We start from the raw sequence: 16,261 nt of genomic DNA on the forward strand, positions 1-16,261 counted from the left end.
CGGGGGAGAGTTAGAATGTCTCGTATCGGTAAGAAGCCGGTTGCCGTTCCTGCTGGCGTCACCGCCAGCCTGGATGGCCAGACCGTCAAGGCCAAGGGCCCCAAGGGCGAACTGTTCTTCACCATTCCCGACCTCATCGCGGTCGAGTTCAAGGATGGTGCGTTCAAGGTCGACCCGAAGGACGATTCCAAGCTCGCCCGCTCCCAGTGGGGCATGTCGCGCACCATGGTGTCCAACATCCTGGTCGGCGTGACGCAGGGCTTCGAGAAGCGTCTCGAAATCAACGGCGTCGGCTACAAGGCCGCCGTTGCCGGCAAGGTCGTCAAGCTGTCGCTCGGCTATTCGCACGACGTCGATTATCCGATCCCGGAAGGCATCACCGTGGTGACGCCCAAGCCGACGGAAATCGTCGTGTCGGGTATCGACAAGCAGAAGGTTGGCCAGGTCGCGGCTGAGATCCGCGAATATCGCGGCCCCGAACCCTACAAGGGCAAGGGCGTCAAGTATGCTGGCGAATTCATCTTCCGCAAGGAAGGCAAGAAGAAGTAACGGAGCCAATCCATGGCAACTACAAGGCAAGCTCTTGAGCGCCGTAAGGCGCGTGTCCGCCGGCAGCTGCGCTCGGTGGCGAACGGACGGCCGCGCCTCTCGGTTTTCCGCTCTTCCAAGCACATCTACGCTCAGGTCATCGACGATGCGAACGGCAATACGCTGGTTTCTGCATCGACCCTCGAAAAGGACCTGCGCGGCAGCTTGAAGACGGGCGCCGACATCGAGGCCGCGAAGGTAATCGGCAAGCTCCTTGGCGAGCGTGCGGTTGCCAAGGGCGTCAAGGACGTCTTTTTCGATCGCGGCGGCTACATCTTCCACGGGCGCGTCAAGGCGCTCGCTGATGCGGCCCGCGAAAGCGGCCTCAACTTCTAAGGAACGGATTCTATGGCTCGTGAACGTGAACGTGATCGTCAGCGCGAAGAGCGCGACAGCGAGTTCGTGGACCGCCTAGTCCACATCAACCGTGTTGCCAAGGTGGTGAAGGGCGGCAAGCGCTTCGGTTTTGCGGCGCTCGTCGTCGTCGGTGACCAGAAGGGTCGTGTCGGCTACGGCCATGGCAAGGCTCGCGAAGTGCCGGAAGCCATCCGCAAGGCGACCGACCAGGCCAAGCGCGGCCTAGTGCGCGTGTCGCTGCGCGAAGGCCGCACCCTGCATCATGACGTCAATGGTCGTCATGGCGCCGGCAAGGTCATCCTGCGCGCCGCTCCGGCCGGTACCGGCATCATCGCCGGCGGCCCGATGCGTGCCGTGTTCGAATCGCTCGGCATGCATGACGTCGTCGCCAAGTCGCTGGGGTCTTCCAACCCCTACAACCTGGTGCGCGCCACTTTCGACGCCCTGAAGCATGAGGACAGCCCGCGTTCGGTCGCGGCTCGCCGCAGCCTCAAGGTGTCGCAGATCCAGAGCCGCCGTCAGGGCATCGACGCCGAGTCGACGGACTGATCGGAGGGGATGAGCAATGGCTAAGACCAAGACCGTTACGGTCGAGCAGATCGGTAGCCCGATCCGCCGTACCTCGGACCAGCGCGCGACCCTCGTCGGCCTGGGCCTTAACAAGATCCGCCGCAAGAGCACGCTGGAAGATACGCCGGCCGTGCGTGGCATGATCGCCAAGCTCGGCCACCTCGTCCGCGTGGTCGAGGCCGAGTAAGGAGACGCGACGATGAAACTCAACGATCTTCGCGACAATGAAGGCGCTACCAAGGCCCGTATCCGCGTCGGACGCGGTATCGGTTCTGGCAAGGGCAAGACCGGCGGCCGTGGCGTCAAGGGTCAGACCTCGCGTACCGGCGTCGCCATCAAGGGCTTCGAAGGTGGTCAGATGCCGTTGCATCGCCGCCTGCCGAAGCGTGGCTTTAACAACATCTTCGCCCTGGACTTCGCCGAGGTGAACCTCGACCGTATCCAGGTTGCCGTCGACGCCGGCAAGCTCGACGCCAAGGCTCCGGTCACCGCCGAAGCCCTGGTGCAGGCTGGCGTGATCCGTCGCGTGCTGGATGGCGTGCGCCTGCTCGGCCGCGGCGAGATCAAGGCCAAGCTCGCCTTCGAGGTCGCCGGTGCGACCAAGAGCGCCGTGGCCGCGGTCGAAAAGGCCGGCGGTTCCGTCAAGGTGCTGAAGGCTGTGGCAAAGGCGGAAGCCTGATCCTATATGAGAGCGGCTCGCCTCGTCTGGCGGGCCGCACCTTTTTTGGCGCGCTTTCGACACGGCGGAGCACCACATGGCATCGGCGGCGGAGCAGCTTGCTGCGAGCATCAATTGGAGTTCGTTCTCCAAGGCTGACGAACTCAAGAAGCGTATCTGGTTTACGCTTGGTGCGTTGGTCATCTATCGGCTGGGAACCTACATCCCGCTGCCCGGAATCAATCCCGAAGCCTATAAGTCTGCCTTCGACGGCCAGGCCGGCGGTATTCTCGGCCTCTTTAATATGTTCTCGGGCGGCGCTGTTTCGCGCATGGCGATCTTTGCGCTCGCCATCATGCCCTATATCTCCGCCTCGATCATCATCCAGCTGTTGACGACGGTGGTGCCCCAGCTCGAAGCCCTCAAGAAAGAGGGCGAGCAGGGTCGCAAGATCATGAACCAGTATACGCGCTACCTCACGGTGGTGCTGGCGACTGCGCAGGCCTGGGGCATCGCCATCGGGCTTGAGGGCGGGCAGGGGGGCATTGTGCTCGCGCCCGGACTGTTCTTCAAGATTTCGACCACGATCACGCTGGTCGGCGGCACCATGTTCCTGCTGTGGCTGGGCGAGCAGATCACCTCGCGCGGCATTGGCAACGGTACCTCTCTGATCATCCAGGCAGGCATCGTCGCCGAGTTCCCGGCGCATCTGGGCCAGATGCTCGATCTCGCGCGGACCGGCGGCATGTCGCCGGTGACTCTGCTGGTCTCGGTCGCCGTCGCCGTTGCCGTCGTGCTGGCCATCGTCTTCTTCGAGCGTGCGCAGCGTCGTCTGCTGATCCAGTATCCCAAGCGCCAGGTCGGCAACCGCCTCTATGAGGGGCAGTCTTCGCATCTGCCGCTTAAGCTGAACACTTCGGGCGTGATTCCGCCGATCTTTGCTTCGTCGCTGCTGCTGTTGCCGACCACGGCCGCTGCCTTCGTGGCGCAGGGCAACCCGAATTCCTGGCTGGCGAATATCTCGATCTATCTCAATCACGGCAAGCCGCTGTTCATGGTGCTCTACGCGCTGTTGATCGTGTTCTTCTGCTTCTTCTACACGGCAATCGTGTTCAATCCGACCGAGACGGCCGACAATCTCAAGAAGCATGGCGGCTTCATTCCTGGTATCCGCCCGGGCGAGAACACCGCCAAGTTCATCGACTATGTGCTCACGCGCATCACCGTGGTCGGTGCGATCTATATCGCCCTGGTTTGCATGGTCCCGGAAATTCAGAATTATATGGTTCCCTCGATTCCCTTCGTGCTGGGCGGTACATCTCTGCTCATTACGGTGAGCGTCTCGATGGACACGCTGGCCCAGGTTCATGGCCATCTGCTTGCCCATCAGTATGAAGGGCTGGTACGCAAGACCAAGCTGAGGGGGAGCCGTCGCTGATGAAGCTCATTCTGCTGGGACCGCCGGGGGCGGGCAAGGGAACCCAGGCTGTCAGGCTGTCGGAGAAGCACGGCATTCCGCAGCTCTCGACGGGTGACATGTTGCGTGCGGCCGTGCAGGCCGGTACGCCGGTTGGGCTGAAGGCCAAGGTCGTTATGGATTCCGGTGGGCTGGTTTCGGACGACATCGTCGTCGGCATCGTCGCCGACCGCATCGAGGAAAAGGATGCGGCCAATGGCTTCATCCTCGATGGTTTCCCTCGCACCGTGGCGCAGGCCTCCGCCCTCGACCGCATGCTGGCGGAGAAGGGCTTGCGCCTTGACGCCGTGATCGAGTTCGTGGTCGACGAGTCTGTGTTGCTGTCGCGTATCGAGAAGCGCGCCGCCGAAACGATCGCTCGCGGCGAGAAGGTGCGGCCTGACGACAATGCGGAAGCCTTCAAGACCCGTCTTGAAGCCTATCGCGCCCAGACGGCACCGCTGTCTGACTATTATCGCAAGAGCGGCGATCTTCGCGCCATCGATGCGATGAAGTCGATCGACGAGGTCACTCGCGAGATCGACACCACACTGGCGGCGGTCTCGGTCTGATTCGCCACCCGCATACGCCGTGAGGCGATATGCATGAAGTTTGTCTTTACGAGTTGACGTCTTCGCAGAGAATCTCTAGAAGACGGCTCTCACGTCAAAGACGCGCGGGTCGATCGCTCGGTCAGAGCGAACGGCTCGTTTTTGCGCTGCCGGTTCGCCGGCGATGATTGAACTGATATTCGGCCCTACGCCGGATCAAAGATTTGGAGACCGGAACGTGGCCCGCATCGCTGGTGTCAACATTCCCACTGCCAAGCGTGTCGAAATCGCGCTGCAATACATCCACGGCATTGGCCCCGCCAAAGCCAAGGAGATCGTTGCCAAGGTCGGCATTGCGCCTGAGCGCCGTGTCCACCAGCTGTCGGACCAGGAGGTCCTGCAGATTCGCGAAACCATCGACCGCGATTACATCGTGGAAGGTGATCTTCGTCGCGACGTCGCGATGAACATCAAGCGTCTGATGGACCTGGGCTGCTATCGCGGTCTGCGCCATCGTCGCAGCTTGCCCGTTCGTGGCCAGCGCACGCATACCAATGCCCGCACCCGCAAGGGCAAGGCAAAGCCGATCGCCGGCAAGAAGAAGTAATTCGTTTTCATTCAATCCCGAGCGCCTGGTGCAACGGGCGCGCTTGAAGGATCCGTACTATGGCAAAAGAAGCCGCTGGTCGCGTTCGCCGTCGCGAGCGCAAGAATATCGTTTCTGGCGTTGCTCACGTCAATTCGAGCTTCAACAACACCATGATCACCATCACCGACGCCCAGGGCAACACGATTGCCTGGTCCTCGTCGGGCACGATGGGTTTCAAGGGTTCGCGTAAGTCGACCCCCTATGCCGCGCAGATGGCCGCAGAAGACGCCGGCCGCAAGGCCAGCGAGCATGGCATGCGCACGCTGGAAGTTGAAGTTTCTGGTCCGGGTTCGGGTCGTGAATCGGCTCTGCGCGCCTTGCAGGCGTCGGGCTTCACGATCACGTCGATCCGCGACGTGACGCCAATTCCGCATAATGGTTGCCGCCCGCGCAAGCGTCGTCGCGTCTAATTTCGCGATTTGAGATGGCCCGGCCGCTATTCGAGCGAGCCGGGCTTATTGGCCGCACCGAGACCGATTGAAGGGTGTCGTCGTGATTCAGAAGAACTGGCAGGAACTTATCAAGCCCCAAAAGCTCGAAGTGACTCCGGGAGAAGATCCGAAGAGCCAGGCAACTGCCGTTGCCGAGCCGCTGGAGCGTGGCTTTGGCGTGACTTTGGGCAATGCGCTGCGCCGTGTCTTGCTGTCGTCCCTGCAGGGTGCGGCCGTGACCTCGGTGCATATCGATGGCGTGTTGCACGAGTTCTCGTCGATCCCCGGCGTGCGTGAGGACGTGACCGATATCGTCCTCAACATCAAGGAAGTCGCCGTCAAGATGGGCGCTGAAGGCCCCAAGCGGATCGTGCTGAAGAAGCAGGGTCCGGGTCAGGTCTTCGCTGGCGATATCCAGACCACCGGCGACATCCAGATCCTCAATCCGGAGCACGTGCTGTGCACGCTGGACGAGGGCGCTGAGATTCGCATGGAGTTCACGGTCAACACCGGCAAGGGCTATGTCGCGGCTGACCGCAACCGGCCCGAGGATGCCCCGATCGGTCTCATTCCGGTCGACAGCCTTTATTCGCCTGTGAAGAAGGTGGCTTTCAAGGTGGAAAACACCCGTGAAGGCCAGATCCTCGACTATGACAAGCTGACGCTGACGGTCGAGACCAATGGCTCGATCACCCCGGAAGACGCGCTGGCCTTCGCGGCCCGCATCATCCAGGACCAGCTCGAAGTCTTCGTCAACTTTGAGGAGCCGAAGAAGGAATCCGAGGCCCCGGCCATTCCGGAGCTCGCCTTCAACCCGGCGCTGCTCAAGAAGGTGGACGAGCTGGAACTGTCGGTCCGTTCGGCGAATTGCCTGAAGAACGACAACATCGTCTATATCGGCGACCTGATCCAGAAGACGGAAGCGGAAATGCTCCGTACGCCGAACTTCGGCCGCAAGTCCTTGAACGAGATCAAGGAAGTGCTGGCTCAGATGGGTCTTCATCTGGGCATGGAAGTGCCCGGCTGGCCGCCGGAAAACATCGAAGAGCTCGCCAAGCGCTTCGAAGAACATTATTGATCTGGCGCATCGCGCTGCCAAACTTGAAGGAACAGGGCAATGCGTCACGGCAAGGCTCACCGCAAATTCAATCGTACCGCCGAACACCGCAAGGCGATGTTCGAGAACATGGCGGCCTCGCTCATCAAGCATGAGCAGATCGTCACCACGCTTCCCAAGGCCAAGGACCTGCGTCCGATCGTCGAGAAGCTGGTCACCCTCGGCAAGCGGGGCGACCTGCATGCCCGCCGCCAGGCCATTGCGACGCTTCAGGACGAGACCATCGTCAGGAAGCTCTTCGACGTGCTGGCGACCCGCTACAAGGACCGTCAGGGTGGTTACACCCGCGTGCTGAAGGCCGGTTTCCGCCATGGCGATTCCGCGCCAATCGGCGTGATCGAGTTCGTCGATCGTGACGTCTCGGCCAAGGGCCAGGACTCCGGTCCGGTTGCCGAGGATCAGGCCGAGGCGGCCTGATCCGTTCGACGGCGAAGGAACATTCGAAAAGGGCGGTGCGCAAGCGCCGCCCTTTTTGCTTGGAGCGCGGACTGGAAGTCCGCGCTCCCAAAGACCACATTTGCACCATTGGCTTCGCGGATGATCTGGTCCAGAAGGGTTTGCGAAGCTGACCAAGCCGTCCCATTCGGAGTCCATTCATGCGCCGACTGTCCTATGCCGCCTTCGTGCTCCTTGCCGGCCTCGTGCCGGCGCAGGCCCAGGAAAGCGTTGTGCCCGAAAGTGCGGCACAGGTGAAGCTGTCCTTCGCCCCGGTGGTGAAGAGCGTCACTGCGGCCGTGGTCAACGTCTATGCCCAGCATGTCGAGAAGGCGCAGGCCAATCCGATGTTCAACGACCCCTTCTTCCGCCAGTTCTTCGGCGGCGGAGCGGCACCGCGCGAACGGGTGGAGCGCTCGCTGGGCTCGGGGGTGATCGTTGCCAAGGACGGCATGATCGTCACCAATTATCACGTGATCGCCAATGCCACGCAGGTCCGCGTTGCCCTGTCCGACAAGCGGGAGTTCGACGCCGACATCATCCTCAAGGACCAGCGCGCCGATCTTGCCGTACTCCGCCTCAAGGGTGTGAAGGGCGATCTCGCCACGCTTGATTTCGCCGATTCCGACAAGGTTCAGGTGGGCGACCTCGTGCTCGCCGTCGGCGATCCCTTCGGTGTCGGCCAGACGGTGACCTCCGGCATCGTATCGGCGTTGGCGCGCAGCCAGGTCGGCCAGTCGGACTTCCAGTCCTTCATCCAGACCGATGCAGCCATCAATCCGGGCAATTCGGGCGGAGCCCTGGTGGATCTCAACGGCAAGCTGGTGGGGATCAACACCGCGATCGTGTCGCGCTCGGGCGGCAATATCGGCATCGGCTTTGCCATTCCCGCCGCCATGGTGAAGGTGGTGGTGGCCTCGGCCCAGGCCGGTTCCGATCGGGTGCTGCGCCCCTGGATCGGCGCCAGCATGCAGAGCGTTTCGTCCGAGATCGCCGAGTCCCTGTCGATGGAGCGGCCGTCCGGTGCCCTGGTGACCGAGGTTGCCAAGAACGGGCCGGCAGCCGAGGGGGGGCTGCAGACGGGGGATGTCGTGCTGGCCGTCGACGGCGCTGCGGTTTCCGATCCCGACGAGTTCGGCTATCGCTTCGCGACCAAGCCTCTGGGGGGCGAAGCGCAGCTCGATGTGTTGCGCAAGGGCGAGCGGCTGAAGGTTTCGGTCAAGCTTGCGGCAGCGCCGGAGACGACGCCGCGCGACGAGACCGTTCTGCAGGGTCGCTCGCCGCTCAGCGGCGCCACGGTCGCCAATCTCTCGCCGGCCATGGCCGAGACCCTGGGCATGCCGCTCGATACCAATGGCGTGGTGATCACCAATGTCGAGGACGACAGCGCCGCGGCCAATTTCGGCTTTCAGAAGAAGGACGTAATCCAGGTGATCAACGGCCAGAAGGTCGATGATGCCAAGGCGTTGGACGCCTTGGTGCAGGAACCGCGACGGTTGTGGCGCATCACCATCAGCAGGGATGGCCAGCAAATCTCGACGATCCTGGGGGGATGATGTCGGATCTATTTTCGGCAGCGGGACTGGAGAAGGGGGCGCCACGGCCGCTGGCCGACAGGATGCGCCCCAAGCATCTCTCCGAGGTGGCGGGGCAGGATCATCTCGTCGGTGCCGAGGGCGCGCTCACGCGTCTGCTGGCGTCTGGCTCCGTCGGCAGCCTGATCTTCTGGGGCCCACCCGGCACCGGCAAAACCACGGTGGCGCGCCTGCTGGCTGGCGAGACCGATCTCGCCTTCGAACAGATCTCGGCGATCTTCACCGGCGTCGCCGATCTGAAGAAGGTGTTCGAGGCGGCGCGCTCGCGGCGGATGATGGGGCGCGGCACACTGCTCTTCGTCGACGAGATCCATCGCTTCAACCGGGCCCAGCAGGATGGCTTCCTGCCGGTGATGGAGGACGGCACCGTGACGTTGGTGGGCGCCACTACCGAAAACCCGTCCTTCGAGCTCAATGCGGCCTTGCTGTCTCGGGCGCGGGTGATGGTGTTCAATGCCTTGGACGACGCGGCGATCCTCAGTCTCCTCGACCGTGCCGAGGAAGTCGAGGGCAGGAAACTGCCTCTTGACGAGGAGGCGAGGGCGGTGCTGGTGCGCATGGCCGATGGCGACGGCAGGGCCAGCCTCACCCTTGCCGAGGAGGCCTGGCGCGCGGCCAAACCAGGCGAGGTCTTTACCGCGGCCAAGCTGCAGCAGGTGCTGCAGCGCCGGGCGCCGATCTATGACAAGTCGGCCGATGGCCACTACAATCTGATCTCGGCCCTGCACAAATCGGTGCGCGGTTCCGACCCTGACGCGGCGCTTTATTATCTCGCGCGCATGTTCGATGCGGGCGAAGATCCGCTTTTCATCGCGCGGCGGGTGGTGCGCATGGCGGTAGAGGATATCGGCCTCGCCGATCCGCAGGCCCTGGTGATCGCCAATGCCGCCAAGGATGCCTATGACTTCCTTGGCAGCCCGGAGGGCGAGCTCGCCATCGCCCAGGCGGTGATCTATGTGGCGACGGCGCCGAAGTCGAACGCGGCCTATAATGCCTACAAGGCGGCGATGCGCCTTGCCAAGGAGGGGGGCTCGCTGATGCCGCCCAAGATCATCCTCAACGCGCCGACCAAGCTGATGCAGGCCGAAAGCTACGGCCAGGGCTATCGCTACGACCATGACGAGCCCGAAGCGTTCTCCGGCCAGAATTATTTCCCCGATGCTTTGGGGCGGCGCCAGTTCTATGATCCGGTCGAGCGCGGCTTCGAGCGCGAGATCCGCAAGCGGCTGGAGTATTGGGACAAGATCCGCCGCGAGCGCGGCGAAGGATAGTCTTCCTGGGGCCGCAGGAGTCTTGGCTGCGCCTTCCTCCTCTCAACACGGAGCGTTTCCAAGGGTAGACGAGACGCCTGCGATCCCAGATTGGGCGCTCAGTCTGCCAATTCGGCTACTTCCTCATCACCCTCATAGAGTTCCTGGGCCTCGAGCAAGGCTTCGTCGAGACGTCGCCCGGCGCGATAGCCAGCCAGGCCTGCCGTCTTTCCCATGCCCGGCAGCAGGCGCGGGCAGGGCTCGGCCGTGCCGATCATCGTCTGGACCGGGATGACGCCGGCCCAGACCGGATGGCCGTAATCCTCCTCGTCGTCACCGACGCCGGCGGCGCGGGCCTTGGCCGAGGCCTCCTCGATGCGCATGCCGATCACCATGGTCGCCTTGCTTTCCTGCGCATGCGTCTGGCGCAGTTCCGCGGCACGCCCGGGAAAAAAGCGATCGACGACGCCGAGCAACGCCTTTGCCTTCTCATCCGGCTCGTCGATGATGCGGGCGGTGCCAAAACAGATCGCCGAGCGGTAATTGGCCGAATGATTGAAGCCGCTGCGCGCCAGCACCAAGCCGTCGAGATGCGAGACCGTCAGGCAGACCGGCGTGCCGCCCTTGAGATTGCGCAGCATGCGGCTGGCCGAGGAACCGTGCCAGTAGAGCCAGTCGCCCTCGCGCCAGTGAATGGTCGGTGTGCAATAAGGCTGTCCGTCGATGACATAGGCGACATGGCACATGAAGCCGGCATCGAGCACGGCATAAACCGCCTCGTGATCATAGCGGCCACGATCATGGCGCCGCTTCAGGCGATTGCGGGCACTGACGCCGAAGCGGTCCGATGTTGCTTCCTGTTCCTTCATGATGCCTTGCTTTCAACGATGAACATGCACAAGGTGCGCCATCGCATTGGTCCAGGAAAGATCCAATTTGGATAAAAGAATTCGAACCAATTTGCCGGATTGGTCAACCCTGATGCCCGTCTTGCCGGGGCAGGGCCCGCGCAGGCGAGAGCTCTATGTCGCCATACGTAGACTGATCGAGACAGGGCTGGCGCGACCGGGTACCAAGCTGCCGACGACGCGTGACCTCGCCAAGCGCCTCGGCCTGTCGCGAGCTGCTGCCGTCGCCGCCTTCGAAATGCTCGTTGCCGATGGCTTTGCCGAGGCCCGCATCGGAGCGGGCACCTTCGTTGCGGCACGGGTACCTGCAGTCTCGGAGCGAACTGCCAGCCGCACCGGGCAGGTTTCGGCCTCGCCGGCACTGCCTTGCGAACTGGGCGTGGCCAGCATCGACGACAAGACCATGCGTGTCTTTCGCGGCCTGCTCTTGCGAAACCTCGCCCAACCGGGACCGGAACATTTTCGCTATGGCGATCCGCGTGGTGGGAACAAGTTGCGGGAAGCCATTGCGGCCTATCTGCGGGCGGCACGGGGCGTACGTTGCGATGCCGAGCAGATCGTCGTCACTACTGGTACCATGCATGGGCTGGATCTCGTTGTGCGCACCGTTCTCAAGCCGGGTGACGCCGCCTGGATCGAGGATCCATGCTATCCGCTGGCCAGGGCCACACTGGAAGCCGCGGGAGCAAGGCTGGTCGGTATTCCCGTCGACGGGGAGGGCATCGATGCTGCTGGCGGCGAGAGTCTCGGAGGCGGAGGGCGGCTCGTCTACGTCACGCCCTCGCACCAGTTTCCGCTCGGCGTCACCATGACCATGCGCCGGCGCCTGGCTCTGATCGACTGGGCTGATCGCAACGATGCCTGGATCATCGAGGACGACTATGACAGCGAATTTCGCTTCTCGGGCCCGCCGCTCACCGCCCTGCAAGGCATGGACGGCGCCGGTCGGGTCGCTTATCTCGGCACATTCTCAAAGGTCCTGTTCCCCGGCATCCGCATCGGCTATGCGGTGTTGCCAGAGGTCTTGCTCGATAGGGTGCTGCGCCTGAGGACGCTGTCTGACAGGCAGCCGCCTACCCTGGTGCAGGGGGCCGTGGCCGATTTCCTCAACGATGGTCATTTCGCAGCCCATCTGCGCCGGGCCCGCCGGCGCGTGCAGGTCGCGCGGGACGGGTTCGTCACTGCACTCCGCCATCATTGCGGAGGTATGCTCGACTTTGCCGTGCCGGAGCATGGGCTTCATCTGGTCGCGGCTTTGGCTGCTTCGGCTGGCGATCGCGATCTGGTCCGCAGTCTGCTTGCCGAAGGAGTCGGGGCGCGGGCCTTGTCGCCAATGTATGTGGACGCACCGGCCCGTCAGGGCCTCGTGCTCGGCTTCTCGGGATTTGAGCCGGACGTCCTGACCAGCGCCGCGAGGCGCATTGGCGATGTCCTGGGCGACGCCCTCAAGGCCGCTGCGTCGATCCGTTCATAGACGATCGGTCTCTTGCCCCTCCTGCGGCAAGCCATCGGCAATCTCGTAATAGTCGCCCTTCTGATTCACGCAGATATGCTTGATCAATTTGAGGCCGGTCGGCTCGTTGAGCGTTCCCGCCGCAATGGAGATGTGGTCGCTGCCCTTGCCGTCCCAGAAGATCTGGGCGCCGCATTTGGAGCAGAAACCGCGACGCGCCGTCGGCGAAGACCGATACCAGCGCAGCTTGTTGGTCGGCGCGATTTCGAGATCGGCAGGGTCACAGGCCGCATAGGCCCCGAAATGGCTGTGTAGCCGCCGGCACAGGACGCAGTGGCAAGCCCAGACGTCGCGCACGGCGCCACGGATGGTATAGCGCACCGATCCGCACAGGCAGCCGCCTGTCGCTCGTATGGGACGTTCCTGGCTCGTCTGCATCGTCAACTTTCCTTTATCGTCGCTCGTCGTGGGACATGAGGCAGCAGGGGCGCGCTATCCTCAACACCTGCTTTCCGGATCTCGCCCGCCCTCCTGGGGCAAGCCATCGGCAAGTTCGTAATAATCGCCCTTCTGGTTCACGCAGACATGCTTCACCAGCCTGAGCCCTGTGGGCTCGTCGACGCTCGAAGCCATGATGGAGACGCGAGTGCGCCCGGTGCCGATCGAGAAGAGCTGGGCTCCGCATTTGGAGCAGAAGCCGCGTCGGGCCATTGGCGACGCGCGATGCCAGCGCAGCCGCGTGGAAGGCAGGATCTCGAGATCGGCGGCATCGCAGGCCGTATAGGCGCAACAATAGCCGTGCAGGCGCCGGCATATCAGGCAATGGCAAGCCTTCACGTCCGCCAGCGCGCCACGCACGACATAGCGCACCGATCGGCACAGGCAACCGCCGCTAGCGCGTATCGACCGGTCGCCTTGCTTCATCATTGCCTCCTTGCAAATCCGGAAAATAGGACTACATTTCTAGAACTATGGTTCTATTCAGGAGGCGACCATGTTTGGTTGGATCAAGGACATTCTCGGAGATTTGCTTGCGGAGCGCCAGCGCCGTGCCAATATCGAGTACTTCGATGGCCTGAGCGATCGGGTGTTGCGGGATATCGGTATCGAAAGAAGCGATATTGAAAAAATATTCGACCGGGCCGATCCTTTCTGGCAAAGGCGGCGCCGCTCTTTCGCCGATTCCTGGACGGTCCTGAAGCATTTTGGAGGCGCACGAAAACACAATGGCGCTGGCGGATATGGCGTTTGACGATGCGGCGCGGTGTTTGGCCGAACTCGGCCACCCGCACAGGCTTCAGATTTTCCAGCTGCTTATCAAGGCTGGGGATGATGGCCTTGCCGTCGGCGACATCCAGAGGGAACTGGGCATTCCCAAATCGACCCTGGCGCATCATATCGCGCAATTGCTGACGGTTGGCCTGATGACTCAGGAGCGGCAGGGCCGAGTGCAACGCTGCCGTATCGCGGCCGGCAAGGCCAGTGCCTTCGTGAATTTCTTCGTTGCCGATTGCTGTGAAGGGCTGCCGGGTATCGATGGCCTGGAAGTAAGAGCCTAGGTGCATGCACGACCGGCAGGTCACGCGCTTTTGGGCGATTTCCGGCAGACAGCGGCGCCATGCTGCTTTATAGGGACGCGATCCCTCAATTGCGTGTCGGAACCTTGATGTCCTTTCTGGTCGAAACCCGTATCGTCACCGCCGATGAGGACGGCATGCGCCTCGACCGCTGGTTCAAGACGCATTTCCCGGACCTCGCCTTCGGCCATCTGCAGAAATTGCTGCGCTCCGGTCAGATCCGTGTCGATGGCGCGCGCGCCAAGACCAATGACCGTCTCAGCAAGGATCAGAACGTGCGCGTGCCGCCGCTGCCGCGTTCTGATCCGGCGATCACCAGCGTCAAACGCTCGGCGCAGAGCCAGAAGGACGCCGATTTCATCCGCTCCCTGATCCTGCACGAGGACAAGGACGTGCTGGTGATCAACAAGCCGCATGGCCTCTCCGTGCAGGGGGGCTCCGGCACAGAGCGCCATGTCGATGGCATGCTCGCAGCGCTGGCCGGGCCGGATGGCGAGAAGCCTCGCCTGGTCCATCGCCTCGACCGCGACACCTCCGGCGTGCTGGTGCTGGCCAAGACACGCAAGGCCGCTTCCGATCTCGGCGCCATCTTCCGCACCCGCTCGGCCCGCAAGATCTACTGGGCCCTGGTCAAGGGCGTGCCCGCACCCAAGCAGGGCCGCATCTCGCTGTTCCTTTCCAAGCAACTCGGCATGGATGGCGAGAAGGTGCGCGTCATGAAGCATGGCGACGAGGAGGCCGTGCACTCGATCACCTATTATTCGCTGGTCGACCGTGCCGCCAATTCGGTGTCCTGGCTGTCGCTCAAGCCGGTGACGGGACGTACCCATCAGCTGCGCGCCCACACCGCCCATATTGGCCATCCCATCATCGGCGACCCGAAATATGGCGAGGCCATGGAGAACATTCCCGAGGAGTTGCCCAAGAAGCTGCACCTCCATGCGCGCCGTATCACCCTGCCGCATCCGCGCGGCGGCACGCTCGACGTCACGGCACCCCTGCCGCCGCATATGAAGCAGAGCTTCGAGATCCTGGGCTTCGACACCTCGGCCTATGATCCCATCGTCGACGCTCCGGAGGATTGAGACGTGAAACTTGTCCTGTTCGACGTCGACGGTACTCTGCTCGACAGCCAGCATCTGATCCATGCCTGCTTGGTCGAGACCTTCAAGGGCATGGGGCGCCCGCCGCTGCCGCGCGCGGAGATGCTGAGCATTGTCGGGCTCTCGCTGGTGCCGGCGATCCAGCGCCTGTTCGGCGACGACACCAGCGCCGGCGATATCGAGAAGGCTGCCGGCTTCTATCGCGAAGCCTTCCTCGCCCGCGTCAATGATCCGGCTTTCGCACCGCCCTTGTTCCCGGGCGCTGCCGAGGCGGTGGCCGAATTGCGCCAACGCGACGACGTGATCCTGGGCCTGGCCACCGGCAAGTCGCGGCGCGGCGTCGACCGCATCCTGGAGAGCTTCGGTTGGGAAGGGTTGTTTGCCACCATCCAGACCGCCGATACCGCCCCTTCCAAGCCCCATCCCGGCATGATCGTGCAGGGGGCCGGCGAGGTGGGTCTGCGTCCCGAGGATGCCATCATGATCGGCGACACCAGCTTCGATATTCTGATGGGGCGCAGCGCCGGCGCTCACACCATCGGCGTTTCCTGGGGCAATCATCCGGTTACCGACCTCGCCGAGGCGGGGGCCGACCATATTATCGACGACTTCGCGCAGCTGCCGCCGCTGGTCGAAGCTTTCAAGGTGGCCGAGCCACAATGAGCGATCGTGATTTCTACGGCGACTGGTTCCGCGACGGCGCCACGCCCGATCCCATGCATGCCGCCCAGAAGGGTATGAAGCCCGAACTGCCCAAGCGCTTCTACAAGGAAGCCGCGGTGATCGGTGAGGACGGCCGGCACGTGGTCTCCCTCGATGGCCGGGTGGCCCGCACGCCCGCCAAGAACCTGCTTGCCTTCGCCGCGCCTGAAATGGCGCAGGCGGTGGTGGCGGAATGGAACGCGCAGGGGACGCATATCGATCCCTTCTCGATGCCGGTCACCCGCATCGCCAATTCCGCCATAGATGGTGTGCGTCCGGCCCGGCAGGCGGTGATCGAGGAGATCGCCAAATATGGCGGTTCGGATTTCCTGTGCTATCGGGCCGATCAGCCCGAGGAACTGGTGCGTCGCCAGAATGAAGCCTGGGATCCGGTGCTGGCCTGGGCGGCCGAGTATCTCGGCGCCGAGCTCGACGTCACGCACGGCATTCTCCACAAGCAGCAATCGCCTGAGGCACTGGCCGCGATTGCCAAGGCGGTTTCCGGCCATGACGAACTCGGTCTGGCTGCCCTTCACGTGGTGACGACCCTGACCGGCTCGGTCATTCTCGCGCTGGCGGTGGCGCAGGGACATCTGGAGCCCGAGGCTGCCTGGGCCGCTGCCCATGTCGACGAGGATTATCAGGCCGAACTGTGGGGGCAGGACGAGGAGGCGCAGCAGCGCCGTGCCTGGCGTTGGCGCGAGATGGAAGCGGCCTCGCGCCTGCTGGCGCTGGGACGGTAAAGCGCCGAGGCTGGGACCGCGGACGTCCCGTCCGCCTCTTGGATGCATCGCGCTTGCTAGAGCAAAGCGCGTTCAAGTGTGAACGCTTATTTGCTCTAACTCTTTATTCTAAGGCGTC

General features: G+C 63.1%; 22 protein-coding genes. 19 read left to right on the forward strand and 3 right to left on the reverse strand.

The window, feature by feature from the left end; genetic code table 11:
- Positions 1-15 precede the first annotated feature (15 nt).
- The 13 genes from rplF to U1R88_RS00480 all read left to right on the forward strand — a co-directional run bounded on the left by rplF (position 16) and on the right by U1R88_RS00480 (position 9,678).
- Positions 16-549: a 50S ribosomal protein L6 gene (gene rplF / locus U1R88_RS00420; RefSeq protein WP_322429513.1), complete on the forward strand. Its 534-nt coding sequence runs from the start codon at positions 16-18 to the stop codon at positions 547-549.
- 12 nt (positions 550-561) lie between these two features.
- A complete protein-coding gene (gene rplR / locus U1R88_RS00425; protein ID WP_068292101.1) occupies positions 562-924 on the forward strand; it encodes a 50S ribosomal protein L18 in 363 nt (120 codons plus the stop codon).
- Positions 925-936: 12 nt separating this feature from the next.
- The gene (rpsE, locus tag U1R88_RS00430; protein WP_068292104.1) at positions 937-1,494 is read left to right on the forward strand and encodes a 30S ribosomal protein S5; all 558 of its coding nucleotides are present in this window, start codon (positions 937-939) and stop codon (positions 1,492-1,494) included.
- 16 nt (positions 1,495-1,510) lie between these two features.
- The gene (gene rpmD, locus U1R88_RS00435) at positions 1,511-1,702 is read left to right on the forward strand and encodes a 50S ribosomal protein L30 (RefSeq protein ID WP_068292106.1); all 192 of its coding nucleotides are present in this window, start codon (positions 1,511-1,513) and stop codon (positions 1,700-1,702) included.
- Between the two features lie 12 nt (positions 1,703-1,714).
- Positions 1,715-2,194 (forward strand): 50S ribosomal protein L15, encoded by a 480-nt coding sequence (rplO, locus tag U1R88_RS00440; RefSeq protein WP_068292112.1) that lies wholly within the window; start codon positions 1,715-1,717, stop codon positions 2,192-2,194.
- A 76-nt stretch (positions 2,195-2,270) separates the two neighbouring features.
- A complete protein-coding gene (secY, locus tag U1R88_RS00445) occupies positions 2,271-3,611 on the forward strand; it encodes a preprotein translocase subunit SecY (protein ID WP_322429514.1) in 1,341 nt (446 codons plus the stop codon).
- The gene (locus tag U1R88_RS00450) at positions 3,611-4,201 is read left to right on the forward strand and encodes an adenylate kinase (RefSeq protein ID WP_322429515.1); all 591 of its coding nucleotides are present in this window, start codon (positions 3,611-3,613) and stop codon (positions 4,199-4,201) included. Before secY ends, U1R88_RS00450 begins: the two co-directional genes overlap by 1 nt.
- A 217-nt stretch (positions 4,202-4,418) precedes the next feature.
- Positions 4,419-4,787 carry a 30S ribosomal protein S13 gene (rpsM, locus tag U1R88_RS00455; RefSeq protein WP_068292123.1) on the forward strand — a complete coding sequence of 123 codons (369 nt, stop codon included), beginning with the start codon at positions 4,419-4,421 and terminating at the stop codon, positions 4,785-4,787.
- Between the two features lie 59 nt (positions 4,788-4,846).
- Positions 4,847-5,239, forward strand: a complete 393-nt coding sequence (gene rpsK / locus U1R88_RS00460; RefSeq protein WP_068292125.1) for a 30S ribosomal protein S11 — start codon at positions 4,847-4,849, stop codon at positions 5,237-5,239.
- A gap of 67 nt (positions 5,240-5,306) precedes the next feature.
- On the forward strand, positions 5,307-6,338 hold the full coding sequence (locus tag U1R88_RS00465) for a DNA-directed RNA polymerase subunit alpha (protein WP_202908501.1): 1,032 nt from the start codon (positions 5,307-5,309) through the stop codon (positions 6,336-6,338).
- Between the two features lie 39 nt (positions 6,339-6,377).
- A complete protein-coding gene (gene rplQ / locus U1R88_RS00470) occupies positions 6,378-6,794 on the forward strand; it encodes a 50S ribosomal protein L17 (protein ID WP_068292128.1) in 417 nt (138 codons plus the stop codon).
- 179 nt (positions 6,795-6,973) lie between these two features.
- A complete protein-coding gene (locus tag U1R88_RS00475; RefSeq protein ID WP_322429516.1) occupies positions 6,974-8,368 on the forward strand; it encodes a Do family serine endopeptidase in 1,395 nt (464 codons plus the stop codon).
- A complete protein-coding gene (locus U1R88_RS00480) occupies positions 8,368-9,678 on the forward strand; it encodes a replication-associated recombination protein A (RefSeq protein ID WP_322430474.1) in 1,311 nt (436 codons plus the stop codon). Before U1R88_RS00475 ends, U1R88_RS00480 begins: the two co-directional genes overlap by 1 nt.
- A gap of 98 nt (positions 9,679-9,776) precedes the next feature.
- On the opposite strand, the gene U1R88_RS00485 is transcribed toward U1R88_RS00480, so the two are convergent.
- Entirely contained in the window at positions 9,777-10,526 is a 750-nt protein-coding gene (locus U1R88_RS00485) for a pyridoxamine 5'-phosphate oxidase family protein (RefSeq protein WP_322429517.1), read from the reverse strand.
- Between the two features lie 112 nt (positions 10,527-10,638).
- Between U1R88_RS00485 and pdxR the strand changes: the two genes are divergently transcribed.
- Positions 10,639-12,039 carry a MocR-like pyridoxine biosynthesis transcription factor PdxR gene (gene pdxR, locus U1R88_RS00490; RefSeq protein WP_322429518.1) on the forward strand — a complete coding sequence of 467 codons (1,401 nt, stop codon included), beginning with the start codon at positions 10,639-10,641 and terminating at the stop codon, positions 12,037-12,039.
- Here pdxR and U1R88_RS00495 read toward each other — a convergent pair.
- Positions 12,034-12,456 carry a GFA family protein gene (locus tag U1R88_RS00495; protein WP_322429519.1) on the reverse strand — a complete coding sequence of 141 codons (423 nt, stop codon included), beginning with the start codon at positions 12,454-12,456 and terminating at the stop codon, positions 12,034-12,036. The two genes, pdxR and U1R88_RS00495, sit on opposite strands and share 6 nt — an antisense overlap.
- A gap of 60 nt (positions 12,457-12,516) precedes the next feature.
- The gene (locus U1R88_RS00500) at positions 12,517-12,945 is read right to left on the reverse strand and encodes a GFA family protein (RefSeq protein WP_322429520.1); all 429 of its coding nucleotides are present in this window, start codon (positions 12,943-12,945) and stop codon (positions 12,517-12,519) included.
- Between the two features lie 67 nt (positions 12,946-13,012).
- On the opposite strand from U1R88_RS00500, the gene U1R88_RS00505 reads away from it, so the two are divergent.
- The 5 genes from U1R88_RS00505 to U1R88_RS00525 all read left to right on the forward strand — a co-directional run bounded on the left by U1R88_RS00505 (position 13,013) and on the right by U1R88_RS00525 (position 16,143).
- Complete coding sequence (locus U1R88_RS00505; RefSeq protein WP_322429521.1) at positions 13,013-13,270, forward strand: DUF1127 domain-containing protein; 258 nt, start codon at positions 13,013-13,015, stop codon at positions 13,268-13,270.
- On the forward strand, positions 13,245-13,577 hold the full coding sequence (locus tag U1R88_RS00510; protein ID WP_082979948.1) for an ArsR/SmtB family transcription factor: 333 nt from the start codon (positions 13,245-13,247) through the stop codon (positions 13,575-13,577). The genes U1R88_RS00505 and U1R88_RS00510 overlap by 26 nt, the downstream gene beginning before the upstream one ends.
- A 107-nt stretch (positions 13,578-13,684) precedes the next feature.
- Entirely contained in the window at positions 13,685-14,680 is a 996-nt protein-coding gene (locus U1R88_RS00515; protein ID WP_068292144.1) for an RluA family pseudouridine synthase, read from the forward strand.
- Between the two features lie 3 nt (positions 14,681-14,683).
- The gene (locus tag U1R88_RS00520) at positions 14,684-15,361 is read left to right on the forward strand and encodes an HAD-IA family hydrolase (RefSeq protein ID WP_322429522.1); all 678 of its coding nucleotides are present in this window, start codon (positions 14,684-14,686) and stop codon (positions 15,359-15,361) included.
- Positions 15,358-16,143 carry an ATP12 family chaperone protein gene (locus U1R88_RS00525; RefSeq protein ID WP_322429523.1) on the forward strand — a complete coding sequence of 262 codons (786 nt, stop codon included), beginning with the start codon at positions 15,358-15,360 and terminating at the stop codon, positions 16,141-16,143. Before U1R88_RS00520 ends, U1R88_RS00525 begins: the two co-directional genes overlap by 4 nt.
- Positions 16,144-16,261 lie beyond the last annotated feature (118 nt).

Source organism: Labrys sedimenti, from assembly GCF_034424805.1.
GTDB classification, from domain to species: Bacteria; Pseudomonadota; Alphaproteobacteria; order Rhizobiales; family Labraceae; genus Labrys; species Labrys sedimenti.